Here is a 23,390-nt window from a genome sequence, read left to right on the forward strand (position 1 = left end):
GCCGGTCTCCGCCGGATCCGGCCACCTCCGGACCGCACGGAAGGACGTCCTCCATGCCCGTCACGCGCACGCTGCCCACCGACGAGTCCCGCGCCCTGCTCGACCTCACCCGGGAGATCACCGCTCGCGAGATCATCCCCCGGTCCGCCGCCGACGAGGCCGCCGGCCGCTTTCCGCGCGAGGTGTTCGAGACCCTCGGCGCCGCCGGACTGCTGTCGCTGCCGTACGCCGAGGAATACGGCGGCGGCCAGCAGCCGTACGAGGTCTACCTGCAAGTGCTCGAGGAACTGGCCGCCGGATGGCTGGCGATCGGCCTCGGGGTGTCGGTACACACGCTCGCGTGCCACCCGCTCGCCACGTTCGGCACGACCGAGCAGCGGGACGCGCACCTGCCCGCGATGTTGTCCGGCGACCTGCTCGGCGCGTACTGCCTGTCCGAGCCGCACTCGGGCTCGGATGCGGCGGCGCTGAGCACCAAGGCGGTGGCCGACGACGACGAGTACGTGCTCACCGGAACCAAGGCGTGGATCACACACGGCGGCGTGGCCGACTTCTACACCGTGCTGGCGCGCACCTCGCCGGAGGGTTCGCGGGGGATCAGCGCGTTCCTGGTCGACGCCGGGACACCGGGCCTGGCCGCCGCCGCGCCCGAGCACAAGATGGGAATGCGCTCCTCGCCCACCGCGCAGATCCACCTGGACGGCGCCCGGGTCCCGGCGCGGCGCCGGATCGGCGCCGAGGGTCAGGGCTTCCCGATCGCGCTCGCCGCGCTCGACTGCGGCCGGCTGGGCATCGCCGCGTGCGCCACCGGAGTGGCCCAGGCCGCGCTGGAGCTGGCGAGCGACTACGCCAAGAACCGCTCGCAGTTCGGCGGCCCGATCGCCGACAAGCAGGGCATCCGCTTCATGCTCGCCGACATGGCCACCGCGATCGAGGCGGGCCGCGCGCTCTACCTGTCCGCGGCCCGACTGCGCGACGCGGGACTGCCGTTCGGCCGCCAGGCGGCGATGGCCAAGCTGTTCTGCACGGACGCCGTGATGCGGGTGACGATCGACGCGGTACAGATCCTCGGCGGCTACGGCTACACCACCGACTTCCCGGCGGAGCGCTACCTGCGCGAGGCCAAGTGCCTCCAGATCGTCGAGGGCACCAACCAGATCCAACGCATGGTCATCGCGCGGGACCTGCTGCTGCACGGATGAGCGCGCGCGGCCTGGTCGGAAACGGCGGGAACGGGCCCACCGCGACGGCGAAGCAGACCGTCGTCGCCGCGGTGGGCCTGGTGGTTTGTGCCTTCGAGGGCTGGTGACGGGGGTCGGGTACGGTTGCCGGATCCGGGGAGTCGCGCTTCGCACTCGAAGCCGAACGGGTCGGGCACGAGGAGGCAGCGGGCATGGCGACGGAGCGCACCTCGACGGCGGCGGAGGCCGAGGACGGCCTGAGCACGGACGAGGCGATCCGGGCGATGTTGCTGCTGATGCCGAGGGTGGCCGCCCGGCTCAAGCGCACCCGGATCCCCGAGCGGTTGCGCTCGATGAACCTGGCCCCGCGGCACCTGTCGCTGCTGGCCTATCTGCTCTTCGACGGCCCGATGTCGGTCAATGAACTGGCCGCGCGGCTGGAGGTGGCGCCGACCACGGTCAGCCTGATGGTCAGCGACCTGGGTCGGCAGGGTGTCCTGGAGCGGCACACCGACCCCGCCGACCGACGCCGCTCGATCGTGGCGATCACCGAGGATCCGCAGACCCGGACCGCGATCGAGAACTGGCTCGCGAACGGCGCCGACGCCTGGCGCCGGGCCTTCGACCCCCTGTCGCCGGAGCAGCGGGCAATGTTCGTGCGCACGATGGGCGCCTACGAGAGCGGGGCCGTACGCGAGCCGCAGTGAGCGGCGCGTGGGTTGCGGGCTGCCGGGTCGGCGGACGGGCCGAGCGGGCGCAGCGCGAGCACCGCGGGTGCGGGGCCGGCCCGCACGCCGAACGAGTCGCCGGGCCCGGCCACTTCCTCCGCGCGGCTCGTTGTGGCCGCCGCCCTCACCGGGTCGGCGCGAGGAACTGCCGGAGCCCGGGGGGCGTCTCGACGACCATGACGGAACCCACAACGCCATCCCACTCGTTCCCGTGCCTGCGGCCCGCGCGACTCGGCGACCTGGACGTGATCGTCGACCTGCACACCCGAGCCCGCGCCGCCTACTACCGGAGCGGTGGAGCGGCCGAGCACGAGATCGAGGACCCGAGCCACCCGGACCCCCTCGCCCACCGTCGGGACGCGTGGCGGCGGGCGGTCGACACCGACGCCCGGACGGTGGTGTGCGCGGTGGCCGGTGAACGTGTGGTGGGCGTCGCGGCGATGGGGCGCGTGCCGGGGCCGGCCGGCGAGCTGTACCAGATCCACGTGCTCCCGGGGCACTGGGGACAGGGCGTCGGCAGCGCGTTGCACGCCGCCTTCGTGCGGTTCCTGGACCGGGAGCGGCTGCCCGAGGGGCGCGTGGAGGCATGGCGGCGCAACGAGCGCGCGATGGCCTTCTACGCCCGCCACGGCTGGTCCCCGAGCGGTGACCACCGGCCGGGGCCCGCCGGGGGCGACTATGTGCGGATGCGGTTGGCCGCGGCGGCGGGGTGACACGGCGCGTGGGACGGGCCGACTCGCCGGTTCACGTGGTGTGTGAGAACGGCTGGGCGCGCCAGTCCAGGCCCGCCGGGAGCACCGTGACCACGGAACGCGCCGGCGCCGGCGAGGTGGGGTCGGCGGCCCGGTCGACCGGATCCCCGAACGCCGTGCCCGAGCCCGGGCAGGCGCGAATCCCGAACGGGTCCCGCGCGCTGGGGCACACCGCGTGGTCCGGCACCACCGACGCGTCGTCGGCGCCTGCCGCGACCAGCACCACGCCGCACCGCGGGCACGCCCGTCGCTCGCCGGTGGACCGGTCCGCATCCGGGTCGGGTTCGAACGCGTCGTCCAAGTCCTCGACGAGAACGCGCGGTCGAGTGCCTGCGGGCGCGTCTACGGCGATACTCATGGGGCTCCCCCTGTCGCCACAGCGCCGTGGTGACGGCGCGCTCCGCCGACGATAGTGCGCCCGACCGGAACGTTGCAGTACCCATCGGACGCCGATCGGCACGATGCGGGAATCGTCCCCAATCCTCCCACCGAGCCGAGCCCGAGCAACGCCTCGGCAGTCGATCCTCGTTTGATCACGCCCGCGGCCGGCACCTCCTCGACCGCGCCGGCGCCCGCCCCGGCATCGACGCCGTCGCTCCTCAGGCGCCCTGCATGCGCACGATCTGCAGCGCGATCATCAGATTCAGCCGCAGATGCGGATCCTGGGTGAACGGCCCCAACAGCCGCTCCAGCTTGGTGATCCGATACCGCAACGTGTTGTAGTGCACGTAGAGCCGGCGTGCGGTCTCGGCGACGTTGAGGTTCGTGTCCAGCAATGCCTGCAACGTGTTCCGCAGGTCCGCCGCCTCCGGATCGCGCGGGTGGGCCAACGAGCGCAACGCCTCGCGCGCGAAGCGGTCCAGCTCGCCCGGATCCGGAATCAGACTCAGCAGCCGGAAGACGCCCAACCGGTCGAAGTCCGCCACCGCGCCCGGCCCGTGGATGCGCCGACCCGCCGCCACCGCGCGTCGGGCCTGTTCGTACGCGGCCGGCAACGCGTCCAGGGATTGCGCCGGTCGGCTGATGCCGGTGCCGAACGAGCGGATCACGCCGGCGCAGTCCGCGTGCACCACCGCCGCGAGTTCGGCCACCAGCCGTGCGGACTGCCCGTCGTCCGGCGCACCGAGCAGGACGACCACCTCGCGCGGATACGCCGCGACGACCGCCTCGGGCGCCCGGGCGGCGACCACGGTGGACCAGGCGAGTGCCAGCGCCTCCTGTTCGGCCCGAATCGCCCGCGCGTCGCCGCTCGCCGCGGGCGGATCGGCCTCGGCGACCACGACCAGCAGCGGACCGCTCGGCAGCGCGGTCCATCCGGTGAGGTCGGTGCCGCGTCCGCTGAGCAGGTCGCGCATCAGATCACTGCGGTACTTGGCATCCGATGCGGCCTGGGCGAGTCGGCCCGCGAGCCCGACCGCGGTTTCCACGATCGGCCGCCCGGCCGGGTGCGGGACCTTCGCCGGAGCGACGGGGGCCGGTGCGGCGTCCGCGCCCGCGGCCGAACCGGACGGCGGGCACGACTCCTCACCCGCCTCCCACGCCGTCGAGGCCCCCGCCACCCGGGCCTGCGGCACCGACGTCGGCTCGGGGGCACTCGCCCCACCGCCCACCGCCTTGCGCCGCCGCGGCGGCAGCCGGCGCGGGGTCGCGCCGGCCACCACCGCACGCGCGATCCCGCTCCCGACGCCGCTGTCGTCACCGGGACGAAGCGGTGGTTCGCCCCCGGTTTCCGCTCCGCCCACGTCCCCGAGGTTGCCCATATACCGACCGTAGCGTTACGAACACGAGCGCGTCAGCACCGCGGAGAGCGTGCGGGCAGTGCACACCCGGAGTGCGCGGGGCGCACGATCCCCCGATTCGACGGCCGGCCCGGGGAGAGCACGATCCGTCCGGAGATCAACCGGCGTGGCGTGCTTGACCGTTGTGTCCGGATCGCCATAGCTTGCGGTTCAGCGGTAGTGCCGAATCGTTCCCCGGCCCCGCGTCGAGACGAAGCCTCCGGTCGTTCCCCCGCGACCGGGGGCTTCCTCGTACCGTGTCCGTTCGGTCGGCGCCCACCCCTTGGCCCTTCGGGCTCCGGCACACCACCGCCCACCCCCGAGAGCGGCACCTCACCACCCCAAATACCGTTCGCCCCTCGGATTGCCGGGCCCCGCTCGGTACGATGCGCGGGGACGAACGCGTGGCGATGCGGACACCATCCGTGACCGCCTCGCGCAAGCCGGCGTGACGGGCAGCGGAACGGGAGAGGCTCTAAGGGGCGTCGCCGATCGGGCGGAATGGACGCACCGGGATTCATCGGCAGCGGGCCGACATCCTCTCGAAGTCCCCTCGGGGACACGGGCACGCGGAGAGGACCGGCCGGGGGAAGGGGGGTCCACCGTGGGACAGACCGAACGTGGCGCACGCACCGGAAGTCCGGCCGAACTGGCGTGGTTGCGCGGCATGGACGCCTATGTCGCCGGCGAATACGGCCAGGCGGAGGTGCAGTTCCGGGCCGCGGTCGAGGCCGACCCGGGCATGGCCGACGCCTGGCTGGGGTTGCATGCGCTCAAGGTGGAGGTGGCCACCGCCGTGGTGGCCATGCACACCCATCGAGAACGTTTCGGCGAGCAACGCGCGAAATACGGTCGGCCGCTGAACTCCTGGTACTGGCTGGGCTGGTGGGTGCAACTGGTCCTGGAGACCCCGCGCGACCTGGCCCTGGCCCACGCATCGCACTGGTTGGACGGGCGCCACCTGCCCGAGTTGGACGCGGCGCTGGCCCTGTGCCCACCCGCCGAACAGGACGCGGCCACCCGCTTCCTCCTCGCCTGTCGGGCCTACCTGGGCAAGGACTGGCAGCAACTGCTGCGGCACACCGCGGGCTTGGACGACGACGCGCTGCTCGGCGTGGAGGCGGGCCTGTTCGCCGGCATGGCCCGGGTCCGCCTGGGTCTGTACGCCAAGGCCGAACAGGTGCTTGCCACCGCCCTGGTGCGCTGCCGCTCGGAGCATCCACAGCGCAAGGAGTTGCGCTACTGGCTCGCCCGCGCGTACGAGGAGACCGGTCGCACCCCGGCCGCGCTGCCGTTGTACCGGGCCGTGCACCAGGCGGACCCCTCGTTCATGGACACCGCCGCACGGCTGTCCTCGCTGGCGGCCGGCGAACCGCTGGACGAGTACGGCGGGATGACCGCGCGCCTGGCCGGTCCCGTGGTCGGCCGGGGCCCGCTCCCGGACGTGTTGCCGCCGATACCCGCGACCGCTCCCCCACCGGCCGGGCCGCCGCCCGCCGCCGAGATCGAGCGCGAGCCGGACCCGACCCCCGACGGCGACGACCTCGACCGCCGGCTTGACGCGGACGTGCGGGTGGCCGGCCGCGCCGCGCCGATGCGCCCGGCCGCCGCTCCCGAGGAACTCGCGCTGGTACTGGCCGAATTGGAGTCGATGGTCGGCCTGGAGCCGGTCAAGCGGCAGGTGCGCGCGTTGTCCGCGCAGATGCGGATGGCCCGGCTGCGCGAGGCCCAGGGTCTGCCCGCGCAGGCGCCCAAGCGGCACTTCGTCTTCTCCGGCCCCTCCGGCACCGGCAAAACCACCGTGGCCCGACTGCTCGGCCGGGTCTTCGCCGCGCTGGGACTGCTGGAAAGCGACCGTCTGGTCGAGGCGCAACGCTCCGACCTGGTCGGCGAGTACCTGGGCCAAACGGCGGTCAAGACCAGCGAGTTGATCGACTCGGCGCTGGGCGGCGTGCTGTTCGTGGACGAGGCGTACGGCCTGACCAACGTGGGCTACTCCAAGGGTGACGCGTACGGCGACGAGGCGCTCCAGGTGCTGCTCAAGCGGGCCGAGGACGATCGCGACCGGCTGGTGATCATCCTGGCCGGCTACCCGGAGGGCATGGACCGGCTGCTCACCTCGAATCCGGGTCTGATGTCGCGGTTCACCACCCGGGTCGAGTTCCCCTCGTACGGCGCCGAGGACTTGGCCCGGATCGCCGAGGTGATGGCGGCCGGCGGTGGGGACACATGGGACGAGGACGCGGCGGCCGAATTGCGCAGCATCACCGGCCACGTGCGCGAGCAGGGCTGGATCGACGAATTGGGCAACGCCCGCTTCGTCCGCACTCTGTACGAGAAGTGCTGCATGTACCGTGATGTGCGCCTGGTCGAGTTGCCGGACGGCCCGGACCTGGCCGAGTTGACCACGCTGCGCCTGTCCGACCTGTTCCAGGCGTACGGGGATCTGGCGGACGGCCGGGGATAGCCCGGCGACGCACGGGTAGGGCTATCCGGTCATCGCTTTCTTGCCGATGGCCGGGCTCGGCAGGAACGCGCCCCGCCGCCGGTCGAGCAGGACGGAAGGGTCTCCCGTGGCCAAGCAGAGCGTCGCCGAGCAGTTCGTGGACATCCTCGCCCAGGCCGGGGTGCGCCGGTTGTACGGAGTGGTGGGCGACAGTCTCAACCCGATCGTGGACGCCGTACGGCGCAATGCCGCGATCGATTGGGTGCATGTGCGGCACGAGGAGGTGGCCGCGTTCGCCGCGGGCGCGGAGGCGCAGCTGACCGGTCGACTGGCCGCCTGTGCGGGCAGTTGCGGCCCGGGCAACCTGCATCTGATCAACGGCCTGTTCGACGCGCATCGCTCGCACGCACCGGTGCTGGCGCTCGCGTCGCACATCCCCAGCGGCGAGATCGGCACCGCGTTCTTCCAGGAGACGCACCCCGAGCGCCTGTTCGTCGAGTGCAGCCACTACAGCGAGATGATCGGCACACCCGAGCAGATGCCCCGGGTGCTCCAGACCGCGATCCAGCACGCGGTGGGGCTGGGCGGGGTCTCGGTGGTCACCCTCCCGGGTGATGTGGCGGACCGTCCCGCGCCGGAGCAGGCCCACCAGATCGCGCTGCCCACTTCGCTGCCGGCGGTGCGTCCCGGCGACACGGACCTGGCCACGTTGACCCGGATGATCGACGAGGCCGAGCGGATCACCCTGTTCTGCGGCGCGGGCACGGCGGGCGCGCACGAGGAGGTGATGGCGTTCGCCGACCGGATCAACGCGCCGGTGGGACACGCGCTGCGCGGCAAGGAGCACATCCAGTACGAGAACCCGTTCGACGTGGGCATGTCCGGTCTGCTGGGCTACGGCGCCGCGTACGAGGCGATGCACGAGGCGGACCTGCTCATCCTGCTGGGCACCGACTTCCCGTACAACGCGTTCCTGCCGCGGGACGTGGCCACCGTGCAGGTGGACGTGCGACCGGCGCACCTGGGCCGGCGGACCACACTCGACCTGGCGGTGTGGGGCGACGTGCGCGAGACGCTGCGTGCGCTGACCCCGATGGTGCGGGCCAAGACCGACCGCCGGTTCCTGGACCGCATGCTCCGCAAGCACGCGGACGCACTCGAAGGGGTGGTGAGGGCGTACACCCGCAAGGTGGAGAAGCATGTGCCCATCCACCCGGAATACGTCGCCTCGATCCTGGACGAGGAGGCCGCCGACGACGCGATCTTCACCGTCGACACCGGCATGTGCAACGTGTGGGCGGCGCGCTACCTGACCCCGAACGGGCGGCGCCGGGTGATCGGTTCGTTCTCGCACGGCTCGATGGCCAACGCGCTGCCGCAGGCGATCGGCGCGCAGTTCCTGGATCTGGACCGGCAGGTCGTGTCGATGTCCGGCGACGGCGGTTTCTCGATGCTGATGGGTGATCTGCTGACCCTGGTGCAGTCCGAGTTGCCGGTGAAGATCGTGCTGTTCAACAATTCGTCGCTGGGCATGGTCGAGTTGGAGATGATGGTCGCGGGGCTCAAGCCGTTCGGGACGACCAACAAGAACCCGGACTTCGCCGCGATCGCGCGGGCGGCGGGTGCGTTCGGGGTGCGGGTGGAGAAGCCGAAGCAGGTCCGCGACGCGCTGCGGGACGCGTTCGCGCACAAGGGCCCGGCGCTGGTCGACATCGTCACCGACCCCAACGCGCTGTCCATCCCGCCGAAGATCACCGCCGAGCAGATCCAGGGCTTCGCCCTGAGCGCGGGCCGCACGGTGCTCAGCGGCGGCGTGGGCCGGATGGTCCAGATGGCCCGGTCGAACCTGCGCAACGTACCGAGGCCGTAGGTCGGCGCCGGCCGAGCCGTCCCACCGGCCGAACACGCCGTCACCAGGCCGGTCGATGCCGGCCCGGCAGGCGTTCGAGGCCAAGCCGGGCGCAGGTCGTGGACCTAACGCGCGTCGGGAGCGGCGCCGTACTTCTCCGCCAACGCCCGAAGCTCCCGCGCGGCGGTGATCGCCTCGTCCCTGCCGTTGGAGGTCTGGATGCCCATCACCGGCAGGGTGTCCCCGTTGGACATGTCGATGTAGGCCCACGGGTCGCCCTGACGCAGGTAGACCCGGACGATCTGGGGCCACTCCAGATGGGTGGTGCGCAGCAGGTTGACCACGGTCACCCCGTTCGCCGCCGCGACCACCTTCGGTCGGCCGAGCATGATCATCGCGGCCAGACCGAGCACGCCGGTGCCCGCGACGCCGAGCCGCGAGCCGAACCCCCAGCCGCCCTTCTCCGGAAGCATCACCGCCAGCACGCAGAGCCCGACCAGGATGATCGCGCCGAGCACGGCGGTGATGAGCCGACTGCGCTTGGCGTACCAGGTGCGCGGGAGGTCGGCGACAGGGGTGGGGGCGCTCATGGCGGAACGGTTCTCCGGGGGGAAGAGGGTGATCGGCCCGCCGACCCACGCGGCGCCGGCGGACCGACCGGGTGTCAGAGTCGGCAGGCGTGGATGCCGGTGACCAGGATCGCGCGGGCGCCGATCTCCCACAGGTCGTCCATGATCTGCTGGGCGTTCTTGTGCGGGACCATCGCGCGCACCGCGACCCAGCCCTCGTTGTGCAGCGGGCTGACCGTGGGCGACTCCAGGCCCGGGGTCAGCGTGACCGCCGCCTCCACCCGCTCGACCCGGATGTCGTAGTCCATCATCACGTAGCTGCGCGCGACCAGGACGCCCTGGAGCCGGCGGACCAGTTGTTCCAGCGCGGGCGAGGTCTCCGCGCCGGCGCGCCGGATCAACACCGCCTCCGAGCGCAGGATCGGCTCGCCGAACACCTCCAGGCCCGCCTGGGCGAGCGTGGTGCCGGTCTCCACGACGTCGGCGATCACGTCCGCGACGCCCAGCTGGATCGCGGTCTCCACCGCGCCGTCCAGCTTGACCAGCGCGGCGGCCTCGATGCCGTTGTCGGCGAAGTCGCGCTCGACGATGCCGATGTAGGAGGACGCCACCCGCAGTCCGGCCAGGCCCTTCTTGCCCTGCCCGGCCAGCTCGCGCGCCAACGCGGCGGGCGCGGCGTAGCGGAAGGTGGCCGGAGCCAGACCCAGTTGCAGGATCTCCTCGGCCTCGGCGCCGGAGTCCATCAACAGGTCGCGCCCGGTGATGCCGGCGTCGAGCCGGCCGGAGCCGACGTAGATGGCGATGTCGCGCGGGCGCAGGAAGAAGAACTCGACGTTGTTGTCGGGGTCGGTGAGGACCAGTTCCTTGGAGTGCTTGCGCTGGCGGTAGCCGGCCTCATGGAGCATCGCCGACGCAGGCTCGGAGAGGGAACCCTTGTTGGGGACGGCGATGCGCAGCATGGAAATGACCCTTCGGGAAGTGCCGAACGAGGTTGCGGGTACGGCGGCGTCCCCGGCCCGGCCGACGGGCCGGGGACAGCAGACGTCACAGGTGAGCGTATACGTCCTTCAGCGAGATGCCGCGAGCGACCATCATCACCTGGAGGTGGTAGAGGAGCTGGGAGATCTCCTCGGCGGTGCGGTCGGCGCCCTCGTGCTCGGCGGCCATCCACACTTCGGCGGCCTCCTCGACGACCTTCTTGCCGATCGTGTGCACGCCGGCGGTGACGAGTTCGACCGTGCGCGAGCCCTCCTGGCCCGAGGCCGCCTTGGCCTGCAGCTCGTCGAAAAGCTGTTCAAACGTCTTCATGGTGCCCATCGCGTGGTTGTGGGTGGCGTGGCGCATGCGACCTGTCGGTGCGTCGATCAGACCGAACGCCGCGGTTCGGAGAGCGTACGCAACGCCATCGCGGTCGCGACGGCCGCCTCCACCGCTTCGCGGCCCTTGTCCTCGCGCGAGCCGGACAGGCCGGCCCGGTCCAGGGCCTGCTCCTCGGTGTCGCAGGTGAGCACCCCGAAGCCGACGGGCACGCCGGTGTCCAGGGCGACCCGGGTCAGGCCGTCGGTGGCGGCCGAGCACACGTACTCGAAGTGCGGGGTCCCGCCGCGGATCACCACGCCGAGCGCGATCACCGCGTCGTAGCCGCGCCCGGCCAGTGCCTTGGCCAGCACGGGCAGTTCGAACGCGCCGGGGGCGCGGATCAGCGTGGGTTCGGTGATGCCCAGCTCGCTCAGGGCCTTGAGGGCCCCGTCCACGAGTCCGTCCATCACGGTGGTGTGCCACTGCGCGGCGACCACGCCCACGCGCAGGTCACGGCAGCCCTCGACGGTCAGTTTCGGGGCTCCTGCGCCACTCATGTCTGTCGGTGTCCTTCGGCTGGAACGGCTGGAAGCCTGGATGCGGTGGTGGGGTACGGCGAATCGAGCTCTGCTGCGGTGCAGCGGGTTCGAGCGGATCGAACCTATCGGCGCGGCGGGGACGGTGCCGCGCGCATGTCACCGGTACGGGTGAGGCCGGGGTCGATCAGGCGGTGCTGACCGCGTGGCCCTTCGCGTCGACGACCTCGGCGACCTCGCCGACCGAGGGCGCGGTCACGGCCTCGTCGGTGGGGTCCAGCCAGGGCAGGTCGTGCCCCATCCGGTCACGCTTGGTCAGCAGGTAGCGCAGGTTGTCCGCGGTCGCGTGCACCGGCAGGGCGACCCGGCCGGTGATCTGCAGGCCATAGCCCTCCAGACCGGCGCGCTTGGCCGGGTTGTTGGTGAGCAGCCGCATCGAGCGCACGCCCAGGTCGACCAGGATCTGCGCGCCGGTGCCGTAGTCGCGGGCGTCGGCGGGCAGGCCCAGTTCCAGGTTGGCGTCCACGGTGTCGTGGCCGGCGTCCTGGAGCTGGTATGCCTGGAGCTTGTGGATCAGTCCGATGCCCCGGCCCTCGTGGCCGCGCATGTACAGCACCACGCCGCGGCCCTCGGTGGTGACCCGCTCCAGCGCGGCTTCCAACTGCGGGCCGCAGTCGCAGCGCAGCGAGCCGAACACGTCGCCGGTCAGGCACTCGGAGTGCACCCGCACGAGCACGTCCTCGCCGTCGCCGATGTCGCCGGCCACCAGCGCGATGTGCTCGACGCCGTCGGCGGTGCTGCGGTAGCCGATCGCTCGGAAGGTGCCGTGCTCGGTGGGCAGCCGGGTCTCGGCGGCACGCTCGATGGTGCGCTCGGTGCGTCGGCGGTAGGCGATCAGGTCGGCGATGGTGACGATCTTGAGGCCGTGCTCGCGGGCGAAGGGGACCAGCTGCGGCAGTCGGGCCATCGTGCCGTCGTCGTTGACGACCTCGCAGATCACCCCGACCGGCGCGAGTCCGGCGAGTTCGGCCAGGTCCACGGCCGCCTCGGTGTGCCCGGGGCGCACCAGTACGCCGCCCTCGACCGCGCGCAGCGGGAAGATGTGGCCGGGTCGGGTCAACTCGGTGGGGACCGTGTTCGGGTCGGCCAGCAGGCGCACGGTGTGGGTGCGGTCGGCCGCCGAGATGCCGGTGTCCACGCCGTCCTTGGCGTCCACCGAGACCGAGTAGGCGGTGCCCTTGCGGTCCTCGTTGACGGCGGTCATCGGCGGCAGCTTGAGCCGGTCCAGGTCGGCGCCGCGCATCGGCACGCAGACCACGCCCGAGGAGTAGCGGATCATGAACGCCATCAGCGCCTGCGTGGCCAACTCGCCGGCGAAGATCAGGTCGCCCTCGTTCTCGCGGTCCTCGTCGTCGACGACCACGATCGCCTCGCCGGCGGCCATCGCCTTGATCGCGTCCTCGATCGTGTCGAGCACCAGTGATTCCTCCGGTGCCGCCTTTTGTGCCGGCACCTCGATGTCCGTGGTTTCGCTGCTGGTCTTCACGCCGTTGCCCCTTCCAGGTGCCGATCTGCCCCACGGGCAGCCCCGTTGTCCCGGTACCGCCGGGAGCGGTTCCACCAGTCGACGAGTCCGGCGACGCACATCACGAAGAAGACGCCGTAGACCAGTCCGCTGAACACCAGGCCGTGCTGCACGGCGAGCGGCACGCCCACCATGTCCACGGCGATCCACACGAGCCAGAACTCGAACAGGCCGCGGGCCTGGGCGAGCATCGCCACGACCGAGCCGACGAAGATGTACGCGTCCGGCCACGGCGCCCACGAAATGCCGGTGTGTTCGAGCAGCAGCGCGAAGCCGACGGTGCCGGCCGCCATCAGCGCGACCAGCGCGATCCGCTCGTGGGCGGTCCCGAAGCGGATCTGCACCTCGCCGGCGTCGCGCCGACCGCGGGCCCAGCGCCACCAGCCGTAGCCGGCCGCGATGATGATGACGACGTTGCGCATCGCGCTGCCGCCCAGGTGCACCGAGGTGTTGGCAGCGATCAACAGCGCCGCGCCGAGGATCTGCACGGGCCACGCCCAGAGGTTGCGGCGCAGCGCGAGCCACACGGTGGCCAGCGACGCGATCTGGCCGAGCAGGTCCGACCACGGCACCGGTTTGTCGGCGACGGTGAACGCGGCGTCGTTGAGCCAGCCGATCACGATGCCCTCACCTGTGTACCGAGCCCGTGTGTGCCCAGTCGTTCGACGTACTTGGCGATGATGTCGACTTCGAGGTTGACCGGGTCGCCGACCGTCTTGACGCCCAGCGTGGTCAGCGCGAGCGTGGTCGGAATCAGGCTGACGGTGAAGCTCGCGTCGTGTGCCCGCACGACGGTGAGGCTGATGCCGTCCACGGTGATCGAGCCCTTGTCCACCACGTAGCGGGCCAGGTGCGCGGGCAGCGCGATCTCCACGACTTCCCACTCCTCGCCGGGCGTGCGGGCGAGGATTTCACCGGTGCCGTCGACATGACCCTGGACGAGGTGGCCGCCCAGTCGCCCGCCGAGCACCATCGGGCGCTCCAGGTTGACCCGTGCGCCCGTGGTGAGCGCGCCAAGGCTCGACTTGTCCAGGGTCTCCTGCATCACGTCCGCGGTGAAGGTCGCCTCGACCGGGTCGACCTTGTCGTCCACGACGGTCAGACACACCCCGTTGACGGCGATCGAGTCGCCGTGCCGGGCACCGGTGGTGACGACCGGGCCGCGGATGGTGATCCGCGCCGAGTCGGTCAGCCGCTCGATGGCCACGATCTCGCCGAGTTCCTCAACGATTCCGGTGAACATGCGTCAGGACTCCTTCGTTCGGCCGGCGGTTTCCGGCCGGGGGCGGGCGGTGATGCGAATGTCGGTGCCGAGGCGGGCGACGTCGTCGACGTCCAGTCGCAACACGTCGGCGATGGTGCCGATTCCGGCCGGGCCCAGGGCGGTGGGTCCGGCGCCGAGCAGGGCCGGGGCGAGGTAGCCCACGACGGTGTCGATCAGGCCGGCCGCGGCGAACGCGCCGGCCAGCGTGGGGCCGCCTTCGAGCAGTACGGCGCGCACGTCGCGCGCGTACAACTCCTTCAGCAGCGCGGGCAGGTCCAGGCCGGCGTCGGCGCGGGGTACGCGCAGCACGGCGGCCGCGGAAAGGTGTGTGGCGTCCGCGTCGGGGCCGACCGCGATCAGGGTGGGCGCCGCGTCGTCCAGGACCCGGGCGTTCGCCGGGGTGCGGGCGTGCGTGTCCACGATCACCCGCAGCGGCTGCCGAGCGCCGGGCACGTCGCGCACGGCCAGGTGCGGGTCGTCGGCGAGGAGCGTGCCGGAGCCGGCCAACACCGCGTCCACGCTCGCCCGCAGGGTGTGGACGTCGGCGCGCGAGGCGGCACAGGTGATCCAGCGGCTGCTGCCGTCGGCGGCGGCGCTGCGGCCGTCCAGGGTGGCCGCGTACTTCCAGGTCACGTGCGGGCGGCCCAGCCGGGTCGCGGTCAGCCAGGCCCGGTTGCCCGCCTCGGCCTCGGCGGCGAGCAGGCCGCCCTCGGCCTCGACGCCCGCCGCGCGCAGGACCGCGCCGCCGCCGGCAGCGGCCGGGTTCGGGTCGGCGACGGCGTAGCGCACCCGGCGGATGCCGGCGTCGATCAGGGCCTGGGTGCACGGGCCGGTGCGGCCGGTGTGCGAGCAGGGTTCGAGGGTGACGAAGGCGGTGCCGCCGCGGGCCGCGGACCCCGCCGCGCGCAGTGCCTCGACCTCGGCGTGCGGGGCGCCGGCGCGGGTGTGGAAGCCCTCGCCGACCACGGTGTCGTCCGGGCCGAGCACGACGCAGCCGACCACGGGATTGGGGCTGGTGTGGCCGAGGGCACGGCTCGCCAGCGAGATGGCGCGGCGCATCGCGGTGGTCTCGTCGACCGGCGGGACGGTGTTGCCCTGCACCTCGTGCCTCCTCGCGTTGCGACGCGGGGCACCGGGGTGCTTTTCGGGCAGGACGGCACGACGAATCGACGGGCGGGGATGCCGGCGCACCGTGGGTACGCGAACATGCCGCAGTCGCTCGCCGCGCGCTACCTCCCATCCGGACTTTGACCGTCGGTACCGGAATTCCACCGGTTCAGCCGGCCGTTGCTCCACGTGCCGTGGGGCATCGACCGGGTCGCGGACTGTAACCGCCGGTTCGGATTTTCACCGACCCCGGAGCGCGCGTACGTGACTTTCGTACACCTCGAAGTGTGCCACGACGGCCGACAACGTTGACCTTGGCCAACCTGTGCCGTCCGTCACGGTGCGTTCGTATACCCGAACGCGACCTGGGCAAGGATGATCTGACGTATCGTCAGCTCGACGGTCGAGGCGGTGCCGAGGGACTGCCCCGTCGATGAGATTCTGTGCGCATGACCGTGCAGATCAATCCGAGCATCCTGTCCGCCGACTTCGCCCGCCTCGCCGACGAGGTCGCGCAGGTGCGCAACGCCGACTGGCTCCACGTGGATGTCATGGACAACCACTTCGTCCCGAACCTGACCATCGGCCTGCCCGTGGTCGAGAGCCTGATCAAGGCCACCGAAACGCCCATCGACATGCACCTGATGATCGAGGACCCGGACCGCTGGGCGCCCGCCTACGCCGAGGCCGGCGCGGGCAGCGTGACCTTCCACGTCGAGGCCGCGACCGCCCCGGTCAAGCTCGCCCGGGACCTGCGGGCCAAGGGCGCGCGGGCGTCGATGGCGCTGCGGCCGGCCACTCCGATCGAGCCGTACGAGGATCTGCTGCCGGAGCTGGACATGCTCTTGGTGATGACCGTCGAGCCGGGCTTCGGCGGCCAGAGCTTCCTGGACATCATGCTGCCGAAGATCCGCCGGACCCGGCAGTTGATCGCCAAGCACGGCCTGCAGATGTGGCTCCAGGTGGACGGCGGGGTCTCCGCGAAGACCATCGAGATGTGCGCGGAGGCCGGCGCGGACGTGTTCGTGGCCGGGTCGGCGGTCTTCGACGGCCGCGATCCCGGCGCGGCGGTGGACAGGTTGCGCGCGTTGGCGACCGGGGCCGCGGGGCGCTGCGCTCACTAGGTCGGTTCGGTTCGCCCGACCGCCCACCCGTTGCGCTGGGTGAGCAGGCTGCGGTCTCACGGGCTCGGGGCGAGACCGACGGGCCTGGCGGGCTTCGTCACAACGAGTGAACGCCGTGGGCCTCTCGTCGTCCTCGCCGGGGCGGGAGGCCCTCAGTTCGTGGCGGACCGGATCGTCCAGTGGTCGGTTTCGTGGATCGGGCCCTCGGCCGGGAGCCTGGCCCGGATGTAGGCGGCCAACTCGGCGAGTTCGTCATCGGTGAGCTCGTGCAGGATCGACCGGCCGGTACGGGCCATGAGGTCGGCGGCGACCTCGCGGGCGTCGGCGTACTCCCGGCGCGTCTCGGTCAGCGCGGTGGTCCGGATCGCGCCGAAGCCGGCCTCGCGCAGGGCCGCCGTCACAGCCTCGGTGGTGGGACGTCGGGCCGCTTCGATGTCGAGCAGGGCGGGGAACCGCTCGAAGAACCAGCCGCGCAGGTGGCTCGGCGTACCGGGGCGGGTGACGTCGGCCAAGGTGCGGTCCTGGACGATCAGCGTGCCACCGGGCGCGAGCAGCCGGCGGGCCTCGCGAAAGCACCCGGCGAGGTCGTCGAGGTGGTGGATCAGGGCTCGCTCGAAGACGATGTCGGCCACGCCATCCGGCAGGCCGGTGGCGTATGCGTCGCCTTGGTGAAAGGACACTCCCGGGCGGTCGCCCGCCCGCTCCCGGGCGCCGGACAGGATCGCGGCGGAGAAGTCCACCCCGACCACGCTCGCTGCCCCCAGGGCCGACCACGCCGTCGTGTACACCCCGCCGCCGCAGCCCACGTCCACCACGCGCGCACCGGCCGGGCGGACCAGGTCGCGGACCGCGCGCGCCCAGTCCTCGCCGGCGGTGCGCCGGGCATAGGTGAGCCGGTTGGCGTCGCTGTGGAAGTCGATCGGCATGGCCGTCCTCCCGGTCGAGGCTGCGTTCCCGCGCACTATCTTGATGTCAAGATACTCGATATCGAGATGGCCCTCAAGGATCCGCGGCGGTTCACGGCTGGTTGTGGGTCGTCTCGCGGGGCCGCCCTTGATGGCGGGTGGGCGCGGGTGCCCGCGATCGATCGCGGGTGGGCGCAGGCCGGCGGAGCCGCGTGCGCCGGCGCTGCCGGGCCAGGTACACGCCGGCGCACAGCGTGACGCCGGCCATCGCCGCGATGTGCTCGCGGCCGGCCAGGTTCGGCTTGACCGTCACCTCGGCGACCATCAGGATCCAGGCGCCGGTGAACAGGATCGGCGCGTGGCGCACCATCGCGATGCACACCACCAGGCCGACCACCGCGGCCGAGGGCCCGGTGTCCAGGATGTCGCCCTGCCGGGCGTCGATGCCCAGTGGGTGGTCCGGGCCGAGTCCGACCATCACCCGCGCGGACAGCGTGCCGCACAGCGTGGCCACGTAGGCGATCAGCAACGTGCGGCGAGCACCCAGGTCGAGTTCGGCCAGCCCGAACAGGATCAGCACCTGGATCAGCGCACCCCACACCGGCAGGTCCGGCGCGGGCACGAACAGCGAGACGGGCGTGCGCAGTAGCGCCAGAGGCAGCGGGATGCCCGCGCTCACCCCGCCGAGCACGCGGGCCAGGTCGCCGCCCCATGTGGTGCGCCAGGCAAGCCAGAAGCCGAGGGTCGGCAGCACCGTGCACACGGTGAGCGGAATCGCCGACAAGCCGTGCGCACGCAGCTCGCGCACCGGGACCGCGGTGAGCCTCCTCCACTCGCCGCGCACCGCTCCCCCCGCGCGGACGAGCGGGCCGGGGCGCGCGGAGCTGCGGGCGAGCGTGGACATGGGTACGGCGGCTCCTGCGGTGGCGACTGGCGATCGCCCCCGGATTGCCTGAAACCCGAGGGACGACCGGTGCGGCCGAGCCCGAAGTGACGACCACCTTCGCCGTTATGCCCCACTTGGGACGGATTCAGCCTTGATCACCCCATTTGCGCGGGTGATCGCGTCGCGCGTGCGGGTGATCAGCCGGTACGACGAAGCAGCGCGAGGTACATCGCGTCGGTGCCGTGCAGGTGCGGCCACAACTGCACGTCCGGCCCGGTGCCCAGGTGCGGCACACCCGGGAACAGCGGTCGGGCGTCGATCAGCTCGACCTCGCCCGCGCGCATGATGTCGTCCACGACCACCCGCGTCTCGGCCGGATGCGGCGAGCACGTGACGTACGCGATCACTCCGCCGGGCCGGGCAGCGGCCACCGCGCTGCGCAGCAACGAGCGTTGCAGCTCGCCCAGTTCGGGGATGTCCTCGGGCTTGCGGCGCCAGCGCGACTCGGGTCGGCGGCGCAGCGCGCCCAGGCCGCTGCACGGCACGTCGGCGATCACCCGGTCGAAGCTGCCGGGCCGCCACGCGGGTCGGGTGCCGTCGGCGGTGATCACCTGATGGTGGGTCAGGTGGCCGATCGCGTTGCGGACCAGACGGGCGCGGTGATGCCGGCGCTCGACCGCGAGCAGCGACACCTCGCGTCCGGTGGCGATCGCGGCGAGCAGGCCGGCCTTGCCGCCGGGGCCGGCGCACAGGTCCAGCCAGCGGCTCTCGGCGCCCTCGACCTCGGCGTTGGCCAGCGCGGCGGCGACCAGCTGGCTGCCCTCGTCCTGGACCGCGGCCCGGCCGTCGCGGATCGCCTTGATCCCGGCCGGGTCGCCCTCGGGGAGGGTGGCCGCGTACGGCGACCAACGGCCGGGGGTGGCGCCGGCTTCGTACAGTTCGGCGAGTTCGACCCGGCCCGGGCGGGCGACCAGGGAGATCACCGGGGCGATGTTGTCGGCGGCCAGCAGCGCTTCCATCGCGGCGCGGTCGTGCGGATTGCCGCGCGCGCCCAGGGCGTCCCACAGGGCCTGCACGATCCACCGCGGATGCGAGTGCAGGACGGCGAGATGGCCCTCGGGGTCCTCGTCGTAGGGCGGCGCGATCTGCCGAAGCCAGGTGTCCAGGTCCTGCTTGGAGACGCGGCGCAGGATCGCGTTGACGAACTTGGCGCGGCCGTCGCCGAGCACCGCGCGGGCCAGTTCCACGGTGGCCGAGACGGCGGCGTGCACGGGCGTGCGCATGCTCAGCAACTGGTGCACGCCGAGCGCGAGCACGTCCAGGACCGGCGGGTCGATTTCCTTGATCGGCCGGTCGGTGCAGGCCGCGACGATCCGGTCGTAGGTGCCCTGGCGGCGCAGCGTGCCGTGCACGAGTTCGGTCGCGAAGGCGGCGTCGCGCGGGATGATCCGGCGTTCGCGCAGCAGCGCGGGCAGCACCAGGTTGGCGTACGCGTCGCGTTCGCCGACCGCGTGCAGGACGTCGTAGGCGGCCAGGCGCGCGGCGTCGGGACGCGGGCGGCGGTAGGGGCGTGCGGCGGGGGCGTTGGTCACGGTGCTCAGTTCGTGCCGAGGGTTTCACCGGGCTCGGGGTGTGCGCCCCGGGCCCAGTCGGTGGCGGCCATCATGCGTTTGCCCTGGGGTTGGACCTGGGTGAGTTCGATCGCGTGGCTGCCGGTACCCACCCGGACCACCTTCTTCTCCACCGCGATCTCGCCGGGGGCCAGCGCGTTGTCGCCGCCGCGCAGGCGGACCGGGGCGAGCTTGAGGCGCTCGCCGCGGAAGGTGGTCCACGCGCCGGGGGCGGGCGTACAGCCGCGCACCACCCGGTCCACCCGCAGCGCGGGCGCGGTGAAGTCGACGTGGGCGTCCTCGACGGTCAGCTTGGGCGCCAGGGTGATTCCGTGCGGCGGCTGGGGGCGGGCCTCCAGGCTGCCGTCGGCGATCCCGTCCATGGTCGCCACCAGCAGGCGCGCGCCGGACCGGGACAACCGCTCCAGCAGGTCGCCGCTGGTGTCGGTGGGGCGGATCTCGTCGGTGACCGTCCCGTAGACGGGGCCCGAGTCCAGGCCCTGCTCGATGCGGAAGGTGCACGCGCCGGTGATGTCGTCGCCGGCCAGCACGGCGTGCTGTACGGGCGCCGCGCCGCGCCACGCGGGCAGCAGCGAGAAGTGCAGGTTGACCCAGCCCTGCGCGGGGATCTCCAGCGCGGTCTTGGGCAGCAGCGCGCCGTAGGCGACCACGGGGCAGCAGTCGGGGGCGATCTCGGCGAGCCGGGCCAGGAACTGCGGGTCGCGCGGCTTGGCCGGGCGCAGGATCTCGATCCCGGCCCGGGCGGCGCGTTCGGCCACCGGGCTCGCGACGAGCTTGCGGCCGCGGCCGGCGGGCGCGTCCGGCCGGGTGACGACGGCGACCACCTCGTGCCGGGATTCCAGCAGGGCTTCGAGTGCGGGTACGGCAACCTCGGGGGTGCCGGCGAAGACTAGGCGCATGAGGGTTTAGAGGGCCTTCCCGAAGGTGCCGTGGGGGGAGAACTTGACCTGCGGTGCGGCCTGGCCGGCCCACTCCGCCTCGCGCAGCGCGCGCAGTGCGGCCTTGCGCTGCTCGCGGTCGAGCCGGTCGATGAACAGGATGCCGTCGAGATGGTCCGTCTCGTGCTGGATGCAGCGCGAGAGCAACCGGGTGCCCTCGATGGTGACGGGGTCGCCGTGCATGTTGAAGCCCTTGGCGACCACGCCGTACGCGCGCTTGGTGTCGTAGCGCAGGCCCGGCAGCGACAGGCAGCCCTCGGGGCCGTCCTGCTCGTCCTCGGACAGGTCCAGGTCCGGGTTGATCAGGTGACCCACCTCGCCGTCCACCTGGTAGGTGAACACCCGCAGGGCGACCCCGATCTGCGGCGCGGCCAGACCACTGCCGGGCGCGTCGCGCATCGTGTCGGTGAGGTCGGCGACCAGTCGCCGCAACTCCTTGTCGAACACGGTGACCGGGTCGGCCTTGCTCCGCAGGACGGGATCCCCGAACAGGCGGATCGGCTGGACTGCCACGGGTGTGCTCCCCCATCGGTGGTCGGGCGTGGTGCCGAGCGTCGCCGGCGCGCCACGGCACACCGGCGCGGTACTGCTGCGCGGTGGTGCCGGTCGAAACCGGAGAGCGGCAAGTCTACTGAGCGGCCGGGCCTCGATCCCCGCACGCACCGGGGCACGGGGGGAGGCCACGCGGGGTGGGTCGTTCGCGGGTCGTTCGCGGGTCCGGCCGGGGTGGGGATCGGGGTGGAATGCGGATGGGGTTCGGGGTGGGGTTCGGGTCGCGTGCGGGCCGGGGCGGGTCGCGTGGGTTTCGGGGCGAGGTCGTGTGGGGTCGGGGCGGGGCAACCTCGGTGTGCGAGGCGGACACTCTCGGGATGTGACGACGGATCAGGAGCAGGAGGACGGGGACCACGTGTTGTGGTCCCGGGTCCGAGCGGGGGATCGCGATGCGTTCGCGGTGGTGTTCGACCGGCACGCGGGGGCGGTGTATGGGCATGTGCTGCGGCGGATCGGGGACGGCGGCGAGGCCGAGGACCTGACGTCGGCGGTGTTCCTGACCGCCTGGCGCCGCCGCGCGGAGGTGACCTTCGACCGGGACAGCGCGCTGCCGTGGCTGCTCGGTACGGCCAATCGCACGCTCGCGAACCGGCGGCGCGCGCTCAAGCGGTATCGGGCGCTGGCCGCGCGTGTACCGCTGCCGCGGGATGTCCCCGACCACGCGGACGAGGTGGCCCGGCGGATCGACCGGGAACGCACGGCGGAGGCGCTGCGGCGCTCGGTGGCGCGGCTGCCCCGGCACGAGCGCGACGTCGTGGAGTTGTGCGTTTGGGGCGGTCTGGACCAGCAGGCGGCCGCCACCGCGCTCGGCGTCGCGCTGGGCACGGTCAAGGCGCGAATGCACCGGGCGCGGAAACGATTGGGCGGCCTGTTGGCCGAAGAGGGCGTGCACGCGGGCACGTACCGAGGCATCGAGGAGGCACGATGAGCCCGTACAACGAGGACCGACTGCCGGGACACGAGCGACGCAGGCGCGAACTGCTCGCGATTCTCGACACCCGGGGGCCGTCCCGGAGTCGGGCCCTGGTGCCGGGGATCGCCGCGGGCGCGGTGCTCGCGGTGTGCGCGGCCGGGATTCTGGTCGCGCAGCCGTGGCGCGGCCCGCAGAATCTGGCGCCGGCCGGCCCGGTGGCCGGGCAGGATCCGACGCAGGGGGTACCCCGGGAGGCGGCCAAGGCCGGTGATCCGGTGCCGTGGGACGTGGCGAGCCGGACATTGGCCGGGTGTCTGAAGCAGGGTCGGACGGCGGCTGCATCTCCGCCGCCGACTTTCGAGGCCGCGCCGCAGGACCCACTGTCCCCATCCGAAATCGCCGCCGGATGGCCGGCGTCCTCGCCGCCGGTGTCGGGGTCGCCAGCGGACGCGACCGGCCTGCCGACGCAATCCACCGGGTCGACTCCCCTGTGGTGGCCCACGGGCGGGTCGACCGTCGCCGGCCCGGCAGGCACCGGCGGCCCGACCGTGCCGCCCACCTCGACTCCGCGGCCGTCCGGGGCCTCGACCGCGCCCGATCGTCCGGTGTGGAAGGTGCGCGAGCCGGACGCGGCGTTCAAGCCGTACTTCACCGCGTGGGAGCAGGACTGGACCGGCGCGCTGCGCCCGTTCGTGCTGGGCAAGGCCGGCAAGCCCGATCTGGTGGTCTGCCACGGGGAGCAGTTCCCGCCGGAGTTGCCGGCGCCGACGGCCGCCGACGGCACCCTCGCGGGGACGTTCGAGGTGCGCCGGAGTCTGGCCTCGCCGCGTCTGCCCGAACCACTCGTGGAGCGCCTGGCCTCCTTCGTGACCTGGTGGGGCCGCACGACCGGCGCGGTGGCGCGGGTCGTGGTCGAGTTGCCCGACGGGAGCACGGTGGGCGCGGTGGTACGCAACGGTGTGTGGCTCGCGAGCATGCCGGGCCACAACGGCGGCCCGGCCCGGATCAGGGCCTACGACGGGGCAGGCGCCCTGCTCCACGAACGCGGCGCCGATCCCGAATCGCTGCGCTGCGCGGACGCGCCGATGACCAAGGCGTGCGGGAGCCGAACGCGCTGGGGTTGAGCACCGGCGGGGCCTGATCCCCGCGTGTAAACGACGGCTCCGCCGAGACGGGCGTCCCGCGTCGTGGCCCGACGGCGGGGCGCCCGCGAGCGCGGGGGCCCCGCCGTCGGGACACCCGAGAGCCGGCCGCCGCGCGGGCCCGGGCGCGTGTGCGCGCGTGGGCTCGCGCCGGCACGTACCGGCTGCCCGGTCCGCATGGCCCGCGGAACGCGCGCGCGACGCC

At 72.7% G+C, this 23,390-nt stretch carries 23 protein-coding genes and 1 riboswitch; of the genes, 8 read left to right on the top strand and 15 right to left on the bottom strand.

Features of this window, described 5'->3' with window-relative positions:
* Window positions 1-53: 53 nt before the first annotated feature.
* From A3IC_RS0110010 to A3IC_RS0110025, 3 genes are all read left to right on the top strand, one after another.
* Window positions 54-1,202 (top strand): acyl-CoA dehydrogenase family protein, encoded by a 1,149-nt coding sequence (locus A3IC_RS0110010; RefSeq protein WP_026218077.1) that lies wholly within the window; start codon window positions 54-56, stop codon window positions 1,200-1,202.
* A 191-nt stretch (window positions 1,203-1,393) separates the two neighbouring features.
* Window positions 1,394-1,888 carry a MarR family winged helix-turn-helix transcriptional regulator gene (locus A3IC_RS0110020; RefSeq protein ID WP_020549923.1) on the top strand — a complete coding sequence of 165 codons (495 nt, stop codon included), beginning with the start codon at window positions 1,394-1,396 and terminating at the stop codon, window positions 1,886-1,888.
* Window positions 1,889-2,085: 197 nt separating this feature from the next.
* Complete coding sequence (locus A3IC_RS0110025; protein ID WP_020549924.1) at window positions 2,086-2,622, top strand: GNAT family N-acetyltransferase; 537 nt, start codon at window positions 2,086-2,088, stop codon at window positions 2,620-2,622.
* A 31-nt stretch (window positions 2,623-2,653) separates the two neighbouring features.
* Here the strand turns inward: A3IC_RS0110025 and A3IC_RS53495 are convergent, their stop codons facing one another.
* Window positions 2,654-3,019, bottom strand: coding sequence for a hypothetical protein (locus A3IC_RS53495; protein ID WP_158695879.1), 366 nt, complete (start codon window positions 3,017-3,019; stop codon window positions 2,654-2,656).
* Window positions 3,020-3,260: 241 nt separating this feature from the next.
* Window positions 3,261-4,421, bottom strand: coding sequence for a PucR family transcriptional regulator (locus A3IC_RS53500; protein ID WP_020549926.1), 1,161 nt, complete (start codon window positions 4,419-4,421; stop codon window positions 3,261-3,263).
* Window positions 4,422-5,106: 685 nt separating this feature from the next.
* On the opposite strand from A3IC_RS53500, the gene A3IC_RS0110040 reads away from it, so the two are divergent.
* Both A3IC_RS0110040 and A3IC_RS0110045 read left to right on the top strand, forming a co-directional pair.
* Window positions 5,107-6,906 carry an AAA family ATPase gene (locus A3IC_RS0110040; protein ID WP_079026363.1) on the top strand — a complete coding sequence of 600 codons (1,800 nt, stop codon included), beginning with the start codon at window positions 5,107-5,109 and terminating at the stop codon, window positions 6,904-6,906.
* Between the two features lie 106 nt (window positions 6,907-7,012).
* Window positions 7,013-8,755, top strand: coding sequence for a pyruvate dehydrogenase (locus A3IC_RS0110045; protein WP_020549928.1), 1,743 nt, complete (start codon window positions 7,013-7,015; stop codon window positions 8,753-8,755).
* A gap of 104 nt (window positions 8,756-8,859) precedes the next feature.
* Here A3IC_RS0110045 and A3IC_RS0110050 read toward each other — a convergent pair whose 3' ends face one another.
* From A3IC_RS0110050 to ribD, 8 genes are all read right to left on the bottom strand, one after another.
* On the bottom strand, window positions 8,860-9,324 hold the full coding sequence (locus A3IC_RS0110050) for a PH domain-containing protein (RefSeq protein WP_020549929.1): 465 nt from the start codon (window positions 9,322-9,324) through the stop codon (window positions 8,860-8,862).
* 74 nt (window positions 9,325-9,398) lie between these two features.
* On the bottom strand, window positions 9,399-10,262 hold the full coding sequence (hisG, locus tag A3IC_RS0110055; protein WP_020549930.1) for an ATP phosphoribosyltransferase: 864 nt from the start codon (window positions 10,260-10,262) through the stop codon (window positions 9,399-9,401).
* Window positions 10,263-10,347: 85 nt separating this feature from the next.
* Window positions 10,348-10,611 (bottom strand): phosphoribosyl-ATP diphosphatase, encoded by a 264-nt coding sequence (locus A3IC_RS0110060; RefSeq protein WP_391586135.1) that lies wholly within the window; start codon window positions 10,609-10,611, stop codon window positions 10,348-10,350.
* Between the two features lie 56 nt (window positions 10,612-10,667).
* Window positions 10,668-11,159: a 6,7-dimethyl-8-ribityllumazine synthase gene (gene ribH / locus A3IC_RS0110065; RefSeq protein WP_026218079.1), complete on the bottom strand. Its 492-nt coding sequence runs from the start codon at window positions 11,157-11,159 to the stop codon at window positions 10,668-10,670.
* A 166-nt stretch (window positions 11,160-11,325) separates the two neighbouring features.
* Window positions 11,326-12,684, bottom strand: a complete 1,359-nt coding sequence (locus A3IC_RS0110070) for a bifunctional 3,4-dihydroxy-2-butanone-4-phosphate synthase/GTP cyclohydrolase II (protein WP_020549933.1) — start codon at window positions 12,682-12,684, stop codon at window positions 11,326-11,328.
* Window positions 12,681-13,343, bottom strand: a complete 663-nt coding sequence (locus A3IC_RS0110075) for a nicotinamide mononucleotide transporter (protein ID WP_020549934.1) — start codon at window positions 13,341-13,343, stop codon at window positions 12,681-12,683. The genes A3IC_RS0110070 and A3IC_RS0110075 overlap by 4 nt, the downstream gene beginning before the upstream one ends.
* A complete protein-coding gene (locus A3IC_RS0110080; RefSeq protein WP_020549935.1) occupies window positions 13,340-13,966 on the bottom strand; it encodes a riboflavin synthase in 627 nt (208 codons plus the stop codon). Before A3IC_RS0110080 ends, A3IC_RS0110075 begins: the two co-directional genes overlap by 4 nt.
* Window positions 13,967-13,969: 3 nt before the next feature.
* Window positions 13,970-15,046, bottom strand: a complete 1,077-nt coding sequence (ribD, locus tag A3IC_RS0110085) for a bifunctional diaminohydroxyphosphoribosylaminopyrimidine deaminase/5-amino-6-(5-phosphoribosylamino)uracil reductase RibD (RefSeq protein ID WP_026218080.1) — start codon at window positions 15,044-15,046, stop codon at window positions 13,970-13,972.
* Window positions 15,047-15,209: 163 nt separating this feature from the next.
* Window positions 15,210-15,356: riboswitch (FMN riboswitch) on the bottom strand.
* Window positions 15,357-15,543: 187 nt separating this feature from the next.
* On the opposite strand from ribD, the gene rpe reads away from it, so the two are divergent.
* Window positions 15,544-16,218, top strand: a complete 675-nt coding sequence (gene rpe, locus A3IC_RS0110090) for a ribulose-phosphate 3-epimerase (RefSeq protein ID WP_020549937.1) — start codon at window positions 15,544-15,546, stop codon at window positions 16,216-16,218.
* Window positions 16,219-16,370: 152 nt separating this feature from the next.
* Here rpe and A3IC_RS0110095 read toward each other — a convergent pair whose 3' ends face one another.
* From A3IC_RS0110095 to def, 5 genes are all read right to left on the bottom strand, one after another.
* Window positions 16,371-17,144: a class I SAM-dependent methyltransferase gene (locus A3IC_RS0110095; protein ID WP_020549938.1), complete on the bottom strand. Its 774-nt coding sequence runs from the start codon at window positions 17,142-17,144 to the stop codon at window positions 16,371-16,373.
* A gap of 91 nt (window positions 17,145-17,235) precedes the next feature.
* On the bottom strand, window positions 17,236-18,027 hold the full coding sequence (locus A3IC_RS68470; protein ID WP_020549939.1) for a hypothetical protein: 792 nt from the start codon (window positions 18,025-18,027) through the stop codon (window positions 17,236-17,238).
* 179 nt (window positions 18,028-18,206) lie between these two features.
* Window positions 18,207-19,601 carry an RsmB/NOP family class I SAM-dependent RNA methyltransferase gene (locus A3IC_RS0110105; protein WP_020549940.1) on the bottom strand — a complete coding sequence of 465 codons (1,395 nt, stop codon included), beginning with the start codon at window positions 19,599-19,601 and terminating at the stop codon, window positions 18,207-18,209.
* A 5-nt stretch (window positions 19,602-19,606) separates the two neighbouring features.
* A complete protein-coding gene (gene fmt / locus A3IC_RS0110110) occupies window positions 19,607-20,539 on the bottom strand; it encodes a methionyl-tRNA formyltransferase (protein ID WP_020549941.1) in 933 nt (310 codons plus the stop codon).
* A gap of 6 nt (window positions 20,540-20,545) precedes the next feature.
* Window positions 20,546-21,091: a peptide deformylase gene (gene def, locus A3IC_RS0110115; protein WP_026218081.1), complete on the bottom strand. Its 546-nt coding sequence runs from the start codon at window positions 21,089-21,091 to the stop codon at window positions 20,546-20,548.
* Between the two features lie 358 nt (window positions 21,092-21,449).
* Between def and A3IC_RS0110125 the strand changes: the two genes are divergently transcribed.
* Both A3IC_RS0110125 and A3IC_RS0110130 read left to right on the top strand, forming a co-directional pair.
* A complete protein-coding gene (locus tag A3IC_RS0110125) occupies window positions 21,450-22,058 on the top strand; it encodes an RNA polymerase sigma factor (protein ID WP_020549944.1) in 609 nt (202 codons plus the stop codon).
* The gene (locus tag A3IC_RS0110130) at window positions 22,055-23,167 is read left to right on the top strand and encodes a hypothetical protein (RefSeq protein ID WP_026218082.1); all 1,113 of its coding nucleotides are present in this window, start codon (window positions 22,055-22,057) and stop codon (window positions 23,165-23,167) included. Before A3IC_RS0110125 ends, A3IC_RS0110130 begins: the two co-directional genes overlap by 4 nt.
* Window positions 23,168-23,390 lie beyond the last annotated feature (223 nt).

The organism is Embleya scabrispora DSM 41855 (assembly GCF_000372745.1).
Lineage (GTDB): Bacteria > Actinomycetota > Actinomycetes > Streptomycetales > Streptomycetaceae > Embleya > Embleya scabrispora.